This is a genomic window from Escherichia sp. E14S1 (assembly GCF_004211995.1).
Lineage (GTDB): Bacteria > Pseudomonadota > Gammaproteobacteria > Enterobacterales > Enterobacteriaceae > Escherichia.
Genome location: NZ_RHJQ01000010.1, coordinates 83,600 through 100,691, shown reverse-complemented (window position 1 = coordinate 100,691; position 17,092 = coordinate 83,600). Strand labels below are relative to the sequence as shown.

At 50.9% G+C, this 17,092-nt stretch carries 14 protein-coding genes; 11 read left to right on the top strand and 3 right to left on the bottom strand.

Going from position 1 to position 17,092, the window contains the following annotated elements:
• Positions 1–157: 157 nt before the first annotated feature.
• Together ppnN and queF are read right to left on the bottom strand one after the other, a co-directional pair.
• A complete protein-coding gene (ppnN, locus tag D9734_RS12090) occupies positions 158–1,522 on the bottom strand; it encodes a nucleotide 5'-monophosphate nucleosidase PpnN (protein WP_130207698.1) in 1,365 nt (454 codons plus the stop codon).
• A gap of 111 nt (positions 1,523–1,633) precedes the next feature.
• On the bottom strand, positions 1,634–2,482 hold the full coding sequence (gene queF, locus D9734_RS12085; RefSeq protein ID WP_130207696.1) for an NADPH-dependent 7-cyano-7-deazaguanine reductase QueF: 849 nt from the start codon (positions 2,480–2,482) through the stop codon (positions 1,634–1,636).
• Positions 2,483–2,549: 67 nt separating this feature from the next.
• Here queF and syd point away from each other — a divergent pair, with 67 nt between their 5' ends.
• From syd to gudD, 7 genes are all read left to right on the top strand, one after another.
• Positions 2,550–3,095, top strand: coding sequence for a SecY-interacting protein (gene syd, locus D9734_RS12080; protein WP_130207694.1), 546 nt, complete (start codon positions 2,550–2,552; stop codon positions 3,093–3,095).
• Between the two features lie 622 nt (positions 3,096–3,717).
• Positions 3,718–4,047: a YqcC family protein gene (locus D9734_RS12075; protein ID WP_130207692.1), complete on the top strand. Its 330-nt coding sequence runs from the start codon at positions 3,718–3,720 to the stop codon at positions 4,045–4,047.
• Complete coding sequence (gene truC, locus D9734_RS12070) at positions 4,047–4,829, top strand: tRNA pseudouridine(65) synthase TruC (RefSeq protein WP_130207690.1); 783 nt, start codon at positions 4,047–4,049, stop codon at positions 4,827–4,829. The genes D9734_RS12075 and truC overlap by 1 nt, the downstream gene beginning before the upstream one ends.
• Positions 4,830–4,846: 17 nt before the next feature.
• Positions 4,847–5,296, top strand: coding sequence for a flavodoxin (locus D9734_RS12065; protein ID WP_130207688.1), 450 nt, complete (start codon positions 4,847–4,849; stop codon positions 5,294–5,296).
• A 435-nt stretch (positions 5,297–5,731) separates the two neighbouring features.
• The gene (gudP, locus tag D9734_RS12060) at positions 5,732–7,084 is read left to right on the top strand and encodes a galactarate/glucarate/glycerate transporter GudP (RefSeq protein ID WP_130207687.1); all 1,353 of its coding nucleotides are present in this window, start codon (positions 5,732–5,734) and stop codon (positions 7,082–7,084) included.
• A gap of 1 nt (position 7,085) precedes the next feature.
• Positions 7,086–8,426: an enolase C-terminal domain-like protein gene (locus tag D9734_RS12055; RefSeq protein ID WP_130207686.1), complete on the top strand. Its 1,341-nt coding sequence runs from the start codon at positions 7,086–7,088 to the stop codon at positions 8,424–8,426.
• A 20-nt stretch (positions 8,427–8,446) separates the two neighbouring features.
• A complete protein-coding gene (gudD, locus tag D9734_RS12050) occupies positions 8,447–9,787 on the top strand; it encodes a glucarate dehydratase (protein WP_130207685.1) in 1,341 nt (446 codons plus the stop codon).
• A gap of 232 nt (positions 9,788–10,019) precedes the next feature.
• Here gudD and barA read toward each other — a convergent pair whose 3' ends face one another.
• On the bottom strand, positions 10,020–12,776 hold the full coding sequence (gene barA / locus D9734_RS12045; protein ID WP_130207684.1) for a two-component sensor histidine kinase BarA: 2,757 nt from the start codon (positions 12,774–12,776) through the stop codon (positions 10,020–10,022).
• 56 nt (positions 12,777–12,832) lie between these two features.
• Between barA and rlmD the strand changes: the two genes are divergently transcribed.
• The 4 genes from rlmD to mazF all read left to right on the top strand — a co-directional run bounded on the left by rlmD (position 12,833) and on the right by mazF (position 17,077).
• The gene (gene rlmD, locus D9734_RS12040) at positions 12,833–14,134 is read left to right on the top strand and encodes a 23S rRNA (uracil(1939)-C(5))-methyltransferase RlmD (protein WP_130207683.1); all 1,302 of its coding nucleotides are present in this window, start codon (positions 12,833–12,835) and stop codon (positions 14,132–14,134) included.
• A gap of 47 nt (positions 14,135–14,181) precedes the next feature.
• On the top strand, positions 14,182–16,416 hold the full coding sequence (gene relA, locus D9734_RS12035; RefSeq protein WP_130207682.1) for a GTP diphosphokinase: 2,235 nt from the start codon (positions 14,182–14,184) through the stop codon (positions 16,414–16,416).
• 77 nt (positions 16,417–16,493) lie between these two features.
• Positions 16,494–16,742, top strand: a complete 249-nt coding sequence (gene mazE, locus D9734_RS12030; RefSeq protein ID WP_000581937.1) for a type II toxin-antitoxin system antitoxin MazE — start codon at positions 16,494–16,496, stop codon at positions 16,740–16,742.
• Positions 16,742–17,077, top strand: coding sequence for an endoribonuclease MazF (mazF, locus tag D9734_RS12025; RefSeq protein WP_130207681.1), 336 nt, complete (start codon positions 16,742–16,744; stop codon positions 17,075–17,077). Before mazE ends, mazF begins: the two co-directional genes overlap by 1 nt.
• Positions 17,078–17,092: the final 15 nt, after the last annotated feature.

Below are 17,092 nucleotides of genomic sequence, written 5' to 3'. Positions count from 1 at the left end.
TTTGCGTTGCAACATAAATTGTATGACATATTACAGGTGGTGATATTAATGACATGATGACGCGCTTAAACATTCATATAACAAATGAAATAGATTGATTAGTGAGCGACCAAAAAAGAGAAAAACCCGGCAACAAACGTTACCGGGGAAGGGAGGATTAGGTGCAGATTTCGTAGCAAGGGATGTAGGCAGAGCCTGGTAACTTCATACGATGTTGGGCAACAAACCCCTGAAGCAGGTCGTCCATACGGCGCATGATCTCTTTATCACCGTTGATTTTGTATGGCCCAAACTCTTCAATGGCGCGAATGCCGACTTCTTTTACGTTCCCCGCCACAATGCCAGAAAACGCACGACGCAGGTCGGCAGCCAGCACTTCAACTGGCTGGTCCGGGTAAAGCTTCAGATTAGCCATATTCTCGTGAGACGGCTCAAACGGCATTTGCAAATCTGGCGTAATACGCATTGACCAGTTAAAGCTGTAGGCATCGCCCGTATCGCGACGGTTTTCTTTCACCTGCGCCATCGCTTTTTTCATCTGACGGGCTACTTCTGCAGCGTCATCAATGATGATGCGATAATGGCGGCGCGCGTTTTCTCCCAACGTATGCACGACAAACTCGTCCAGTACGCGGAAGTAATCAGCACTCTCTTTCGGGCCGGTGAGGATCAATGGCAAGACCTGATCTTTGTTGGCCGGATTCATTAAAATTCCCAGCAAATACAGTAGCTCTTCCGCTGTACCCACACCGCCAGGGAAGATAATGATGCCGTGGGCGATACGGACAAACGCTTCCAGACGTTTTTCGATATCCGGCATGATGATCAGTTCGTTAACCAGCGGGTTAGGCGGTTCAGCGGCGATAATTGATGGTTCAGTCATACCAATAAAACGGCTGTCTTTGTAACGCTGTTGGGCGTGTCCAACCGCTGCGCCTTTCATCGGCGCTTCCATCGCGCCTGGACCACAGCCAGTGCAAATATTTAACTCACGCAGCCCCAACTGATTACCAACGCGACGGGCATACAAATACTCGTTTTCGTTGATGGAGTGACCGCCCCAGCACACCACCATATTGGGCGCTTCGCCCACGTGCAGCGCGCGAGCATTGCGCAAGATAGAAAAGACCAGGTTGGTAATATGAACAGAGTTGTCGAGATTCAGATTTGGAAAACGAACGGTGTTATGGATTTGCCCATAGACGAAGAGAATGTCGCGCAGAACGGCAAACAAGTTGGCCTGCAAGGAGCGAATGATACGCCCATCGACAAAAGCTTCTTCCGGGGGATTGATCAGTTCTAACTTAACGCCGCGTTCACGGCGTAGCACGTTAATGTCGAAATTCTCAAAACGGGACAGCAATTCTTTGCTGTTATCGGTGAGGCTACCGGAGTTCAGAACAGCGAGTGAACAGTTGCGAAATAATTGATAGAGGTCGCTGCTGGCGGTGCGTTTAAGCATGTCCACTTCCAACTGCGACAACATATCCATGGAGCCAAGAGGGCTAATATGTGTAATCAAGAAAAACTCCTTATGGGACGATTATCGTCATTCCCTTTGATTACAATAGCCCTGCCTGATGACCTTTCACAACCTTATGCGTGAATCCAGCCCGCAAAATTGAGAAAAATTTTATTGCCGTGCCAGACGGGTTGTCGATGGGACAAAATTACAGTTACTGCGCCATGGGTTAATGTCCAGACCGCCACGACGGGTATAACGTGCGTAAACGCTTAATTTCTCTGGCTGGCAGAAGCGTAACAGGTCATTAAAAATGCGCTCTACGCACTGTTCATGGAACTCGTTATGATGACGGAAAGAAACCAGATAACGCAGCAGTTTTTCCCTGTCAATCTTGCGTCCACGATACTGAATCTGGATAGATCCCCAGTCTGGTTGATGAGTAATCAGGCAGTTTGATTTCAGCAGGTGGCTAACGAGTGTTTCTTCCACCACTTTCTCGCCGCTGATGGCATTCTCAAGATAGTCAGTGGTGAATTCATAGTTATCGATAGCGATATCCTGGTCATCAATGCAGGTGCCATTGAAATGCCCCACCGGCTGACCTTCCAGTTCATCAAGACGATATAACGCCACGCTAACGTTACCCTGGGCGCAAGTGCTTAAGTCGCGCTCCAGCGTCTGGCGCACTTCATCCCAATTGTTAAAGCGTGTCTGGTTAAAGCTGTTGAGATAGAGCTTAAAACTCTTCGACTCAATGAGATTTACGCTGGTGTAATCAAGTTCAACATGACCCACGGCAACCTGCGGCAAACCTTTCGCATTCAGCCAGGAAAGTTCATATAGCGTCCAGATATCCGTACCGTGAAAAGGCAGATTATCTGCTTTCAGGCCCAGCGGATCGCGATTCAAACTACGTGGAACGCCTTGTAGCAGGCTGGCGTCATAGGTATCCCGGTAATCGGTTGATTTTCCAAGAGTCAGGCCCGCAAGTGCCTGATGGTTTGCATAAGAAGACATGTTTCACCGTCATAAACCAGATAAACTAAACGACAAGTGTATCTGGTTTAAGTGAAGAGAGAAATTAGTGGACGAATTGACCGCACAAGCCTTGAGAGATTTTACCACGCGTTACTGTGATGCATGGCACGAACAGCACAATAGTTGGCCGTTAAGCGAGGAGCTGTATGGCGTTCCTTCACCGTGCATTATTTCAACCACTAATGATGCTGTGTTCTGGCAACCGCAGCCGTTTAGCGGTGAGCAAAATGTAAACGCGGTTGAGCGTGCGTTTGATATTGTGATACAACCCGCAATTCATACCTTCTATACGACCCAGTTTGCCGGGGATATGCATGCGCAGTTTGGCGATATCAAACTGACATTACTGCAAACCTGGAGCGAAGATGACTTCCGCCGGGTGCAGGAAAACCTGATTGGACATCTGGTTACCCAGAAACGTCTGAAACTGCCCCCCACGTTATTTATCGCCACACTGGAAGAGGAGCTGGAAGTGATTTCGGTATGTAATCTCTCTGGCGAAGTATGCAAAGAGACGCTGGGGACGCGGAATCGTATGCATTTAGCCTCAAATCTTGCGGAATTCCTTATGCAGCTTAAGCCTCTTCTGTAATCCAAATACCCCGTCTGGTTGTGAGAGATCTCTTACAGACCCTGTAGGAGATCGCCAGGAAGTAAGTGAATACTTAAAAAGATAAGAATCGATATTTCTATTTTAAATCAATGTATTGAAGAAAGATCCTTAACTTTCATATGAAATTTTCCTTAAGGCATTGTCTGTAAGCGCCTTGTAAGACTCAGCGAAAAAGACGATTCTATCTTCGTCGACAGGGAGTCAGACAACGAAGTGAACATCAGGATGATGACACTTCTAAAGGACACGCCAGGATGGTGCTTCAGGGAAAGGCTTCTGGATGAAGCGAAGAGGAAAACGCTGGATGCGTTAAAGGACACCTCCAGGACGGAGAATGAGAACCGGTCAGGATGATTCGGTGGGTCAGGATGGCCAGGGACACTTCAGGATGAAGTATCACATCGGGGTGGTGTGAGCAGGAAGCATTAGTTCAGGATGAACGATTGGTCGCAAGACCACAGGAAAAGTTGTCAAGGATGAGCAGGGAGCAACAAAAGTAGCTGGAATGCTGCGAAACGAACCGGGAGCACTGTTAATACAGTGCTCCCTTTTTTTATTCCTGCTATCCTTCGCGGCAGTTTTTTCTTCTTGAGGTTGTTTTATGACCACTCATGACCGCGTTCGTCTTCAGTTGCAGGCGCTTGAAACATTACTGCGTGAACATCAGCACTGGCGGAGCGATGAACCGCAGCCGCATCAATTCAACAGTACCCAACCTTTCTTTATGGATACGATGGAGCCACTGGAATGGTTGCAATGGGTACTGATCCCGCGAATGCACGATCTCTTAGATAATAATCAGCCATTGCCAGGGGCTTTCGCCGTGGCGCCGTATTATGAAATGGCGCTGGCGACGGACCACCCCCAGCGCGCGCTTATTCTGGCGGAGCTGGAAAAACTGGATGCGCTTTTTGCGGATGATACAAACTGATGCTGGAAATACTCTACCAGGATGAATGGCTGGTTGCGGTTAACAAACCGTCTGGCTGGCTGGTTCACCGCAGCTGGCTGGATCGTGACGAAAAAGTGGTGGTCATGCAAACCGTACGTGACCAGATTGGTCAGCACGTGTTTACCGCGCATCGGCTGGACCGACCGACTTCCGGCGTATTGCTGATGGGATTATCCAGCGAGGCCGGACGGCTGTTAGCGCAACAGTTTGAACAGCACCAAATCCAGAAATGTTACCATGCGATTGTGCGTGGCTGGCTGATGGAAGAAGCGGTGCTGGATTATCCGCTGGTGGAAGAACTGGATAAAATCGCCGATAAGTATGCCCGCGAAGATAAAGACCCGCAGCCAGCAGTGACGCATTATCGCGGTCTGGCGACGGTTGAAATGCCAGTTGCGACCGGGCGTTACCCGACGACACGCTACGGTCTGGTGGAACTGGAGCCGAAAACCGGACGCAAACATCAGCTTCGTCGCCATCTTGCCCATTTGCGCCATCCGATTATTGGCGACAGCAAACATGGCGATTTGCGCCAGAATCGCAGCGCGGCTGAACATTTTGGCCTCCAGCGGTTAATGTTGCACGCCAGTAAGTTGTCACTGACGCATCCTTTTACTGGCGAGCCGCTGACTATCCACGCCGGTCTGGACGACACCTGGATGCGGGCATTATCACAATTTGGCTGGCGCGGTCTGCTTCCTGAAAATGAAAGGGTTGAGTTCAGCGCGCCATCGGGTCAGGATGATGAGTTAAGTTCCTAATCCAGGGAGAAAACGGTATGGCGGAAATTGGTATTTTTGTAGGCACCATGTACGGGAATTCACTGCTAGTGGCCGAAGAAGCGGAAGCGATTCTGACCGCACAGGGCCACAAAGCAACGGTGTTTGAAGACCCAGAATTAAGCGACTGGTTACCCTATCAGGACAAGTATGTTCTGGTAGTTACGTCCACCACCGGGCAGGGCGACCTTCCTGACAGCATTGTGCCACTCTTTCTGGGCATAAAGGATAACCTCGGTTTCCAGCCGAACCTGCGTTACGGCGTGATTGCGCTCGGCGACAGTAGTTATGTGAATTTCTGCAACGGTGGCAAACAGTTTGATGCTTTGTTACAGGAACAGAGCGCGCAGCGGGTAGGGGAAATGCTGCTGATCGATGCCAGTGAAACCCCGGAACCAGAAACGGAATCCAATCCGTGGGTTGAGCAGTGGGGGACGCTGTTGCCCTGATTTGTTCAGCGATCGGCAAAATACCGTTTTAGCGGTGCTGAATCGAGTCTTTTCAGGCAAATGCCTGTAAAAACTGCTTCTTAGCGCGGATTTTTACTGGCGTTTGCCTGGAGTCAAGCGATCCATTTCATACTCTTCTTTATTTCTCCGATTTAACCCTTCCTTTCTTGTTCTTGTTTTCATTTCCGTGAAGTGGATTCCACCGTCCAGGGCTAATGCCAAAATCGAGCCTCATTGAACGCATTAATGTTGTGTTGTTGCACGGTGAGCCGCTATGGCGCGCTTTTTATACTGCTATTGCCAGATATAAAACACGCGCCGCATTCGGCGAACGACCTATAAAAACGGCAAAAACACCCTACGTCACCTCTGATTTCCTGGCGATGTCGCAGTCCAGAGTGAGCGTGGCTAACGCGAATTTTCAGGAGTGCAACAATGAGTTCTTTAAGTCAGGCTGCGAGCAGTGTGGAAAAACGCACGAATGCTCGTTACTGGATAGTGGTGATGCTGTTTATCGTCACATCTTTCAACTACGGCGATCGCGCTACGCTCTCGATCGCCGGTTCGGAAATGGCCAAATATATCGGTCTTGATCCAGTGGGTATGGGCTATGTGTTCTCTGCTTTCTCATGGGCTTATGTTATTGGGCAGATCCCTGGCGGCTGGTTGCTGGATCGCTTTGGTTCAAAACGCGTCTACTTCTGGTCAATCTTTATCTGGTCGATGTTCACCTTGCTGCAAGGTTTCGTCGATATCTTTAGTGGATTCGGCATTATCGTTGCCTTGTTTACTCTCCGCTTCCTGGTAGGGCTTGCCGAAGCACCTTCTTTTCCCGGCAACAGCCGAATCGTGGCAGCCTGGTTCCCGGCGCAGGAAAGGGGAACGGCGGTGTCGATTTTTAACTCCGCCCAATACTTTGCAACGGTGATCTTCGCGCCGATTATGGGCTGGCTGACTCATGAAGTGGGTTGGTCACACGTCTTCTTCTTTATGGGCGGTCTGGGCATTGTCATCAGTTTTTTCTGGCTGAAAGTCATCCACGAGCCAAATCAACATCCGGGCGTAAATCAGAAAGAGCTGGAGTACATCGCCGCTGGCGGCGCGCTGATCAATATGGATCAGCAAAACACCAAAGTTAAAGTGCCGTTCAGCGTGAAGTGGGGGCAGATCAAACAGCTGCTCGGTTCGCGGATGATGATCGGTGTTTATATCGGTCAGTATTGTATCAACGCCCTGACTTACTTCTTTATTACCTGGTTCCCGGTTTATCTGGTGCAGGCGCGCGGGATGTCGATTCTGAAAGCGGGCTTTGTGGCTTCCGTTCCTGCTGTTTGCGGTTTTATCGGCGGCGTGCTGGGGGGGATTATTTCCGACTGGCTGATGCGCCGCACGGGCTCGCTGAACATTGCGCGTAAAACACCGATCGTGATGGGCATGTTGCTGTCGATGGTGATGGTGTTCTGTAACTACGTCGATGTTGAGTGGATGATCATCGGTTTCATGGCGTTGGCCTTCTTCGGTAAAGGCATCGGGGCGCTGGGTTGGGCGGTAATGGCAGATACTGCGCCAAAAGAGATCAGCGGTCTTTCCGGCGGCCTGTTCAATATGTTCGGTAACATTTCCGGTATCGTCACGCCAATCGCAATTGGTTATATCGTTGGCACGACTGGCTCCTTTAATGGGGCGCTGATTTATGTCGGGGTTCATGCCTTAATTGCGGTGCTGAGCTACCTGGTGCTGGTGGGCGATATTAAACGTATTGAGCTGAAACCTGTCGCGGGGCAATAAGATGACGACACAATCCAGTCCAGTCATTACTGATATGAAAGTCATTCCGGTCGCCGGACATGACAGCATGTTGCTCAATATTGGTGGTGCACATAACGCATATTTCACCCGCAACATTGTGGTACTCACCGATAATGCCGGACATACCGGCATTGGTGAAGCACCGGGCGGAGAGGTGATTTATCAAACGCTTGTCGATGCTATTCCGATGGTTCTGGGCCAGGAAGTCGCGCGACTGAATAAAGTGGTCCAGCAGGTGCATAAAGGTAATCAGGCCGCCGATTTTGATACCTTCGGCAAAGGTGCCTGGACCTTTGAATTGCGCGTTAACGCCGTGGCGGCGCTGGAAGCCGCTTTGCTTGACCTGTTAGGTAAGGCGCTGAATGTTCCGGTCTGTGAACTGCTTGGCCCAGGTAAGCAACGCGATGCTATTACCGTCCTCGGTTATCTGTTTTATATCGGTGATCGGACTAAAACCGATCTTGCTTATCTGGAAAGTACACCAGGTAACCATGAGTGGTATCAGTTGCGTCACCAGAAAGCGATTAACAGCGAAGCCGTTGTGCGTCTGGCGGAGGCTTCACAGGATCGCTATGGCTTTAAAGATTTCAAACTCAAAGGTGGCGTATTACCTGGCGAGCAAGAAATCGACACCGTTCGTGCATTGAAGAAACGCTTCCCTGATGCGCGGATTACCGTTGATCCCAACGGTGCCTGGCTGCTTGATGAAGCCATTTCTTTGTGTAAAGGCCTGAATGATGTGCTGACCTATGCGGAAGACCCGTGCGGCGCTGAGCAGGGGTTCTCCGGTCGTGAAGTGATGGCGGAGTTTCGGCGGGCGACCGGCTTGCCCGTCGCGACCAACATGATCGCCACCAACTGGCGTGAAATGGGTCATGCGGTGATGCTCAATGCGGTAGATATTCCACTTGCCGATCCGCACTTCTGGACTCTCTCTGGCGCGGTGCGTGTCGCGCAACTGTGTGATGAATGGGGACTAACCTGGGGCTGTCATTCCAACAACCACTTCGATATCTCTCTGGCGATGTTTACCCATGTGGGCGCGGCGGCACCGGGTAATCCCACCGCTATCGATACCCACTGGATTTGGCAGGAGGGCGATTGTCGCCTGACCAAAAATCCGCTGGAGATTAAAAACGGAAAAATTGCCGTTCCTGATGCGCCCGGCCTGGGCGTGGAACTGGACTGGGAACAGGTACAAAAGGCGCACGAAGCCTATAAACGTCTGCCTGGCGGCGCGCGTAACGACGCGGGTCCGATGCAGTACCTGATCCCCGGCTGGACCTTTGACCGTAAACGTCCCGTTTTCGGCCGTCATTGATTTTGAATAAGGATATAAATATGAATTCTCAATTTACGACGCCTGTTGTTACTGAAATGCAGGTCATCCCGGTGGCGGGTCATGACAGTATGCTGATGAATCTGAGTGGCGCACACGCACCGTTCTTCACGCGTAATATTGTGATCATCAAAGATAATTCTGGTCACACCGGCGTAGGGGAAATTCCCGGCGGCGAGAAAATCCGTAAGACGCTGGAAGATGCGATTCCGCTGGTGGTAGGTAAAACGCTGGGTGAATACAAAAACGTTCTGACGCTGGTGCGTAATACTTTTGCCGATCGTGATTCTGGCGGGCGCGGTTTACAGACTTTTGACCTGCGTACCACTATCCATGTAGTTACCGGGATAGAAGCGGCAATGCTGGATCTGCTTGGGCAACACCTTGGAGTTAACGTGGCATCCTTGCTGGGCGATGGTCAACAGCGTAGCGAAGTCGAAATGCTGGGTTATCTGTTCTTTGTCGGCAATCGCAAAGCCACACCGTTACCGTATCAAAGCCAGCCGGATGACAAATGCGACTGGTATCGTCTTCGTCACGAAGAAGCGATGACGCCGGATGCGGTGGTGCGCCTGGCGGAAGCGGCGTATGAAAAATATGGCTTCAACGATTTCAAACTGAAGGGCGGTGTACTGGCCGGGGAAGATGAAGCCGAATCTATTGTGGCACTGACGCAACGCTTCCCGCAGGCACGTATTACGCTCGATCCTAACGGTGCCTGGTCGCTGAACGAAGCGATTAAAATTGGTAAATACCTGAAAGGTTCGCTGGCTTATGCAGAAGATCCGTGTGGTGCGGAGCAAGGTTTCTCCGGGCGTGAGGTGATGGCAGAGTTCCGTCGCGCGACTGGTCTGCCGACTGCAACCAATATGATCGCCACCGATTGGCGGCAGATGGGCCATACGCTCTCCCTGCAATCTGTTGATATCCCGCTGGCGGACCCGCATTTCTGGACGATGCAGGGTTCGGTACGTGTGGCGCAAATGTGCCATGAATTTGGCCTGACCTGGGGTTCACACTCTAACAACCACTTCGATATTTCCCTGGCGATGTTTACCCATGTTGCCGCAGCTGCACCGGGTAAAATCACCGCGATTGATACGCACTGGATCTGGCAGGAAGGTAATCAGCGCCTGACTAAAGAGCCTTTTGAGATCAAAGGCGGTTTGGTACAAGTGCCGGAAAAACCGGGTCTGGGTGTAGAAATCGATATGGATCAGGTGATGAAAGCCCACGAGCTGTATCAGAAATACGGGCTTGGCGCGCGTGATGATGCGATGGGGATGCAGTACCTGATTCCTGGCTGGACGTTCGATAACAAGCGTCCGTGCATGGTGCGTTAAGACAGAAAACAAAAACCGGCTCTGTCAGGAGCCGGTTTGAGACTGATGCCAAACACAAAATTGCCTGATGCGCTACGCTTATCAGGCCCACATGCTTTTTTAATTCATTGAATTTGAATGGTTTCGTAGGCCGGTAAGGCGTTTTCGCCGCATCCGGCATAAACACAGGCACCTTGTCACCAGTCTGAAATCGGCTTCATAAGAAGCCGATTTTTACTCGATAAAATATTTATTACCCAAGAATTTTACTGGCTTCGCGTGCCACATTATCCATCTCGTCCAACAATTCCAGTAGCTCCGGCTCCAAATCTTCTTCTTTAGTACCGCTTCGTAGCTGTTGTTCGATAAGTTGACAGAGATTCTTCATACGCGGCACACCGCTATAGCCGCAACTGCCATGCAGTTTATGAATCAAATCAACCAGGCCTTCCGGGTTTTCCCCAACCAGTTGTTCCTCAACTTTGTTACGAACTTCTGGCAGGAAATCGAGCAACATTTGCAGCATATCGCGCGCCAGATCGGTTTTGCCAGCGGCCTGGCGTAGCGCCAGTTGCCAGTCCAGAGTCGCATTCTGGTTCACCACAATTTCGTTCACTTCTGGCGTCACAACGCGGGAAGAAATGCCGCTGCCGGGTTTGTAGCGCAGCAGCAAATTATGCAATCGCTCTTCTTCTATCGGTTTCGCCAGATAATCGCTCATCCCCGCGCCAAGTAATTTCTCTTTTTGCCCAGCCATCGCATGTGCAGTCACCGCGATGACTGGCGTTTGTTGCTGGTGCGGAAGCTGGTGGATAAGTTCGCATGCACGAATGCCGTCCATGTCCGGCATTTGAATATCCATTAAGATTAAATCGAACGGCATCTGTTTTGCTCGTTCAACCGCCTGATGTCCGCTATCGCACAACTCCACATGCTGAACCATGTCCTCCAGCAATGCGCCGATAAGTTTCAGGTTGGCGGGATTATCATCAACAGCCATAACCGTCATTACCAGCTTACTTTCGTCGGTGACAGGCAACAGCGTATTTTGTGTTTGATGGCAAAACTCGGTCAGTACAGGTAACAGACGTGTAGGCGTCAGGGGTTTCAGCAGACACGCGCCGATACCATCTTGCTTGAGTTTTTCGGCATTGACCTGTGCATGGCACGGAAGGGCGAGCATCAGAAAATCGGTCATCGACACCGCTTTCGCTAACCGCTCATGTTGCATCGTTAGCGGTTCGCGGAAAGTCACCGCAATCCCTAACAACATCATGTCGTAATGCGCGGGAGGGAGTGCCGAGAAGCTTGGGCTGTAGACCACCTCAAGCGGTGTTTCGCTTAAAATATCCAGCGTGCACTGCGCGGCTGCCGAGTTCGGTTCGACATAAGCCAGGCGTTTGCCTGTGAGGCATTGGGTGGATGGTCCTTCAATAATAATATTCGGGTTCAGATCGAGATTAATATGGAACCAGAAGGTTGAGCCACGATTCGGCTGGCTATGGAACGAGATATCTCCGCCCATCTCATTAACCAGTTTTTGCGTAATTACCAGCCCCAGCCCGGTGCCGCCATGACGGCGTGAAATACTGGCATCTGCCTGCCTGAAAGCCTGGAACAGGCGCGATTGATCGCGTTCAGGAATACCAATACCGGTATCGCGGATCTGCACTTCAATCTGAACTTTGGTATTACTCAGCGCTCGTTTTTCCACCAGAATATCGATGTTGCCATTCTCGGTGAATTTAATCGCATTCCCTACCAGGTTAGTGATGATTTGCTGTAAACGCAGCGGATCGCCTATCACGTTATCTGGCACGTCGCTCTTAATATTGAGCGTCAATTCCAGCCCTTTATCGTGAGAAGAATGCGCCAGAAGAGTAACCACTTCATCCAGCGTGCTGCGCAGCGGGAACGGAATACTTTCCAGAATCAGCTTGCCCGCTTCCAGTTTCGAGAAGTCGAGAACATCATTAATAATTGCCAGCAAATTATTTGCCGAGCGTTCAATCGTGTTCAGGTGATCGCGCTGCGTTGGCGTTAATTCTGTTTTCAGCGTCAGGCGGGTAAAGCCAATAACCCCATTCAGCGGTGTACGCAGCTCATGTGACATGTTCGCCAGAAACTCGGACTTAATACGCGCCGCTTCCTGGGCGCGCTTTTTCGCCAGGTCCAACTCAACGTTCTGAATTTCCATCTGCTCCAGCGTTTCACGCAGATCGGACGTCGCCTGGTCGATATTGTGCTGCATCTCTTCGTGATAAGCCGCCAGAGACATTGCCATCGAGTTGATGCCGTTTTTCAGCATATCCAACTCGCCGAGCATAAATCCTTCCACCCGGCTGTCGAGTTGTCCTCGGCGGATGCGGTCGACAGTATTCACCATGTTGCGAATCGGGCCGGTTACATCGCGCATGAGTCGCCAGCCAAAAATAAGCGCAATACCAATACAGAACAGCATCATCACGCTGGAAATAAAAATCTCTTTATATTGCTGTAAGCGCACCGATTTAAGGTCCAGCTCAAGAGCAATATACCCCAGCATATTCTGACTATTTTTGGCATCGCTAATGGGCGATTCGTCGGGAGAATAACTCTCGGAGATAATCGGCGTACGCAAAATCATAATATCGCCATCACGTGTGACAGTGAGCTGGCGCGGAAATGGCACGTTACTACCGAGCTGCATTGCTGAAGGGTCGAGATGAAAATTGGAGGTGACAAAGAGTCGGTTATTTTCATCGTAAACTGAAATGGCGCGAACAATATCAGAATGGCGACGATGCAAAACGCTTATCAACTGACCGATAGATTCGCGATTTTGCAGGCTCATGCCATATTCAGTAGAAACTGCAAGCGGCTCAATAATGCTGGCACCGGCATCTTCCAGTTGACGCTGCAAGTCGTTATAGCGATGCACGACGAAAAAGATACTGAGCAATAAACCAATAAGGACGGTCGGCGCCAGGATCAGAATCATCATGCGTGCGCGCAGGCTGTAGTTGGTCATGGAGTTCCGTTATGGGACAATTAAGGTCACACTGTTAAATTGAGAAAGTCTCGCCAATGGCGCAATTCTACTCTGCAAAACGACGCGTGACGACGCGTCAGATCATAACCGTTTCAGTCAACGACCTCGACTCTTTTGGTCAGGGCGTGGCACGACATAACGGAAAAGCGTTATTTATCCCCGGGCTATTGCCGCAGGAAGACGCGGAAGTTACTGTTACTGAAGATAAAAAACAGTATTCCCGCGCTAAAGTCGTGCGCAGGCTAAGCGACAGCCCGGAACGCGAAACGCCACGCTGCCCTCATTTTGGCGTATGCGGTGGCTGTCAGCAACAACACGCCAGCATCGAACTACAGCAGCGAAGCAAAAGTGCGGCGCTCGCCCGGTTAATGAAGCACGACGTCTCTGAAGTGATCGCCGATGTTCCCTGGGGGTACCGTCGCCGCGCGCGCTTAAGCCTGAACTATCAGCCGAAAACACAACAATTACAGATGGGATTTCGCAAAGCGGGTTCCAGTGACATTGTCGATGTTAAGCAATGCCCCATTTTAGCGCCCCAACTTGAAGCATTGCTGCCCAAAGTCAGGGCATGCCTGACCAGCTTACAAGCCATGCGCCATCTTGGTCACGTTGAACTGGTGCAGGCAACCAGCGGCACGCTGATGATTTTACGCCATACCGCACCGCTAAGTTCGGCTGATCGTGAAAAACTGGAACGCTTTTCGCATTCTGAAGGCCTGGATCTGTTTCTCGCCCCCGATAGTGAGATACTCGAAACCGTCTCTGGCGAGATGCCCTGGTATGACTCAAACGGGTTGCGTTTAACTTTTAGCCCGCGTGATTTTATTCAGGTCAACGCGGGTGTGAACCAGAAAATGGTGGCACGCGCGCTGGAGTGGTTGGATGTGCAGGCTGAAGACAGCGTGCTTGATCTGTTCTGCGGTATGGGCAATTTCACACTGCCATTAGCGGCACGAGCGGCTAGCGTGGTAGGGGTAGAAGGTGTTGCGGCGCTGGTGGAGAAAGGTCAGGAAAATGCGCGACTTAATGGTTTACAAAATGTGACGTTTTATCATGAAAATCTTGAAGATGATGTCACAAAGCAGCCGTGGGCTAAAAACGGCTTTGACAAAGTGTTGCTGGACCCGGCGCGAGCAGGTGCTGCTGGCGTCATGCAGCAAATTATAAAACTGGAACCCATTCGTATAGTTTATGTATCCTGTAACCCTGCGACGCTGGCTCGGGATAGCGAGGCGTTATTAAAAGCAGGATATACCATTGCGCGACTGGCGATGCTGGATATGTTCCCACACACGGGGCATCTGGAATCGATGGTGCTTTTTTCGCGCGTTAAATAGTTACGATTTGCTGATTTCGGCAGGTCAGGTCCCTAAAGGAGAGGACAATGGTTGCGGTAAGAAGTGCACATATCAATAAGGCTGGTGAATTTGATCCGGACAAATGGATCGCAAGTCTGGGGATTGCCAGCCAGAAGTCGTGTGAGTGCTTAGCCGAAACCTGGGCGTATTGTCTGCAGCAGACGCAGGGGCATCCGGATGCCAGTTTGCTGTTGTGGCGTGGTGTCGAGATGGTGGAGATCCTCTCGACATTAAGTATGGACATTGACACGCTGCGGGCGGCGCTACTGTTCCCTCTGGCCGATGCCAACGTAGTCAGCGAAGACGTACTGCGCGAGAGCGTCGGTAAGTCGGTCGTTAATCTTATTCACGGTGTGCGCGATATGGCGGCAATCCGCCAGCTGAAAGCGACGCACACTGATTCTGTTTCCTCCGAACAGGTCGATAACGTTCGCCGGATGTTATTGGCGATGGTCGATGATTTCCGCTGCGTGGTCATCAAACTGGCGGAGCGTATTGCTCATCTGCGCGAAGTAAAAGATGCGCCAGAAGATGAACGCGTACTTGCAGCAAAAGAGTGCACCAATATCTACGCGCCGCTGGCGAACCGTCTCGGGATCGGGCAACTGAAATGGGAACTGGAAGATTACTGCTTCCGTTATCTCCACCCGACTGAATACAAGCGCATCGCCAAATTGCTGCATGAACGCCGTCTCGACCGCGAACACTATATCGAAGAGTTTGTCGGTCATCTGCGCGCTGAGATGAAAGCTGAAGGCGTTAAAGCTGAGGTGTATGGTCGTCCGAAACACATCTACAGCATCTGGCGCAAAATGCAGAAAAAGAACCTCGCCTTCGATGAGCTGTTTGATGTCCGTGCAGTACGTATTGTTGCCGAGCGTTTACAAGACTGCTACGCCGCGCTGGGGATAGTGCACACTCACTATCGCCACTTGCCGGATGAATTTGATGATTACGTCGCAAATCCGAAACCAAACGGCTATCAGTCTATTCATACTGTGGTACTGGGGCCGGGTGGCAAAACCGTTGAGATCCAAATCCGCACCAAACAGATGCATGAAGATGCAGAGCTGGGTGTCGCTGCGCACTGGAAATACAAAGAAGGTGCGGCTGCTGGCGGGGCGCGTTCGGGACATGAAGACCGGATTGCCTGGCTGCGTAAACTGATTGCGTGGCAGGAAGAGATGGCTGATTCCGGCGAAATGCTCGACGAAGTACGCAGCCAGGTCTTTGACGACCGGGTATACGTCTTTACGCCGAAAGGTGATGTCGTTGATTTGCCTGCGGGATCAACGCCGCTGGACTTCGCTTACCACATCCACAGTGATGTCGGACACCGCTGCATCGGGGCAAAAATTGGCGGGCGCATTGTGCCGTTCACCTACCAGCTGCAAATGGGCGACCAGATTGAAATTATCACCCAGAAACAGCCCAACCCCAGCCGTGACTGGTTAAACCCAAACCTGGGCTATGTCACAACCAGCCGTGGGCGTTCGAAAATTCATGCCTGGTTCCGTAAACAGGATCGTGACAAAAACATTCTGGCTGGACGACAAATCCTTGATGACGAACTGGAACATCTGGGAATCAGCCTGAAAGAAGCAGAAAAACACCTGCTGCCGCGTTACAACTTCAATGATGTCGACGAGTTGCTGGCGGCGATTGGGGGCGGGGATATCCGGCTCAATCAGATGGTGAATTTCCTGCAATCGCAATTTAATAAGCCGAGTGCCGAAGAGCAGGACGCCGCCGCGCTGAAGCAGCTTCAGCAAAAAAGCCATGCCCCGCAAAACCGCAGTAAAGATAACGGGCGCGTGGTAGTAGAAGGTGTCGGCAATCTGATGCACCACATCGCGCGCTGCTGTCAGCCGATTCCTGGTGATGAAATTGTTGGTTTCATTACTCAGGGACGCGGTATTTCTGTGCACCGCGCCGATTGTGAACAACTGGTGGAGCTACGCTCCCATGCGCCAGAACGCATTGTTGATGCAGTATGGGGCGAGAGCTACTCCGCCGGATATTCGCTGGTGGTCCGCGTGCTGGCTAATGATCGTAGTGGGTTGTTGCGTGATATCACGACCATTCTCGCCAACGAGAAGGTGAACGTGCTTGGCGTTGCCAGCCGTAGCGATACCAAACAGCAACTGGCAACCATCGATATGACCATTGAGATTTATAACCTGCAGGTGCTGGGCCGCGTGCTGGGTAAACTCAATCAGGTGCCGGATGTTATCGACGCGCGTCGACTGCACGGGAGTTAGGCCGAAATTTGCTCGTATCTACAATGTAGATTGATATATACTGTATCTACATATGATAGCGGTTTGAGGAAAGGGTTATGATCCACAGTAGCGTAAAGCGTTGGGGAAATTCTCCTGCAGTGCGGATCCCGGCTACGTTAATGCAGGCGCTCAATCTGAATATTGATGATGAAGTGAAGATTGACCTGGTGGATGGCAAATTAATTATTGAGCCAGTGCGTAAAGAGCCCGTATTTACGCTTGCTGAACTGGTCAACGACATCACGCCGGAAAACCTCCACGAGAATATCGACTGGGGGGAGCCGAAAGATAAGGAAGTCTGGTAATGGTAAGCCGATACGTACCCGATATGGGCGATCTGATTTGGGTTGATTTTGACCCGACAAAAGGTAGCGAGCAAGCCGGACATCGTCCGGCTGTTGTCCTGAGTCCGTTCATGTATAACAACAAAACAGGTATGTGTCTGTGTGTTCCTTGTACAACACAATCAAAAGGATATCCGTTCGAAGTTGTTTTGTCCGGTCAGGAACGTGATGGCGTAGCGTTAGCTGATCAGGTAAAAAGAATCGCCTGGCGGGCAAGAGGAGCAACGAAGAAAGGAACGGTTACCCCAGAGGAATTACAACTCATTAAAGCCAAAATTAACGTGCTGATTGGGTAAGTGTTACTAACTCAC

Bases quoted from the DNA above. Each gene is read 5' to 3' on its own strand.
- queF (WP_130207696.1), bottom strand. From the start codon at position 2,482: ATGTCTTCTTATGCAAACCATCAGGCACTTGCGGGCCTGACTCTTGGA.
- D9734_RS12075 (WP_130207692.1), top strand. From the start codon at position 3,718: ATGACCACTCATGACCGCGTTCGTCTTCAGTTGCAGGCGCTTGAAACA.
- truC (WP_130207690.1), top strand. From the start codon at position 4,047: ATGCTGGAAATACTCTACCAGGATGAATGGCTGGTTGCGGTTAACAAA.
- D9734_RS12065 (WP_130207688.1), top strand. From the start codon at position 4,847: ATGGCGGAAATTGGTATTTTTGTAGGCACCATGTACGGGAATTCACTG.
- gudP (WP_130207687.1), top strand. From the start codon at position 5,732: ATGAGTTCTTTAAGTCAGGCTGCGAGCAGTGTGGAAAAACGCACGAAT.
- D9734_RS12055 (WP_130207686.1), top strand. From the start codon at position 7,086: ATGACGACACAATCCAGTCCAGTCATTACTGATATGAAAGTCATTCCG.
- gudD (WP_130207685.1), top strand. From the start codon at position 8,447: ATGAATTCTCAATTTACGACGCCTGTTGTTACTGAAATGCAGGTCATC.
- barA (WP_130207684.1), bottom strand. From the start codon at position 12,776: ATGACCAACTACAGCCTGCGCGCACGCATGATGATTCTGATCCTGGCG.
- rlmD (WP_130207683.1), top strand. From the start codon at position 12,833: ATGGCGCAATTCTACTCTGCAAAACGACGCGTGACGACGCGTCAGATC.
- relA (WP_130207682.1), top strand. From the start codon at position 14,182: ATGGTTGCGGTAAGAAGTGCACATATCAATAAGGCTGGTGAATTTGAT.
- mazE (WP_000581937.1), top strand. From the start codon at position 16,494: ATGATCCACAGTAGCGTAAAGCGTTGGGGAAATTCTCCTGCAGTGCGG.
- mazF (WP_130207681.1), top strand. From the start codon at position 16,742: ATGGTAAGCCGATACGTACCCGATATGGGCGATCTGATTTGGGTTGAT.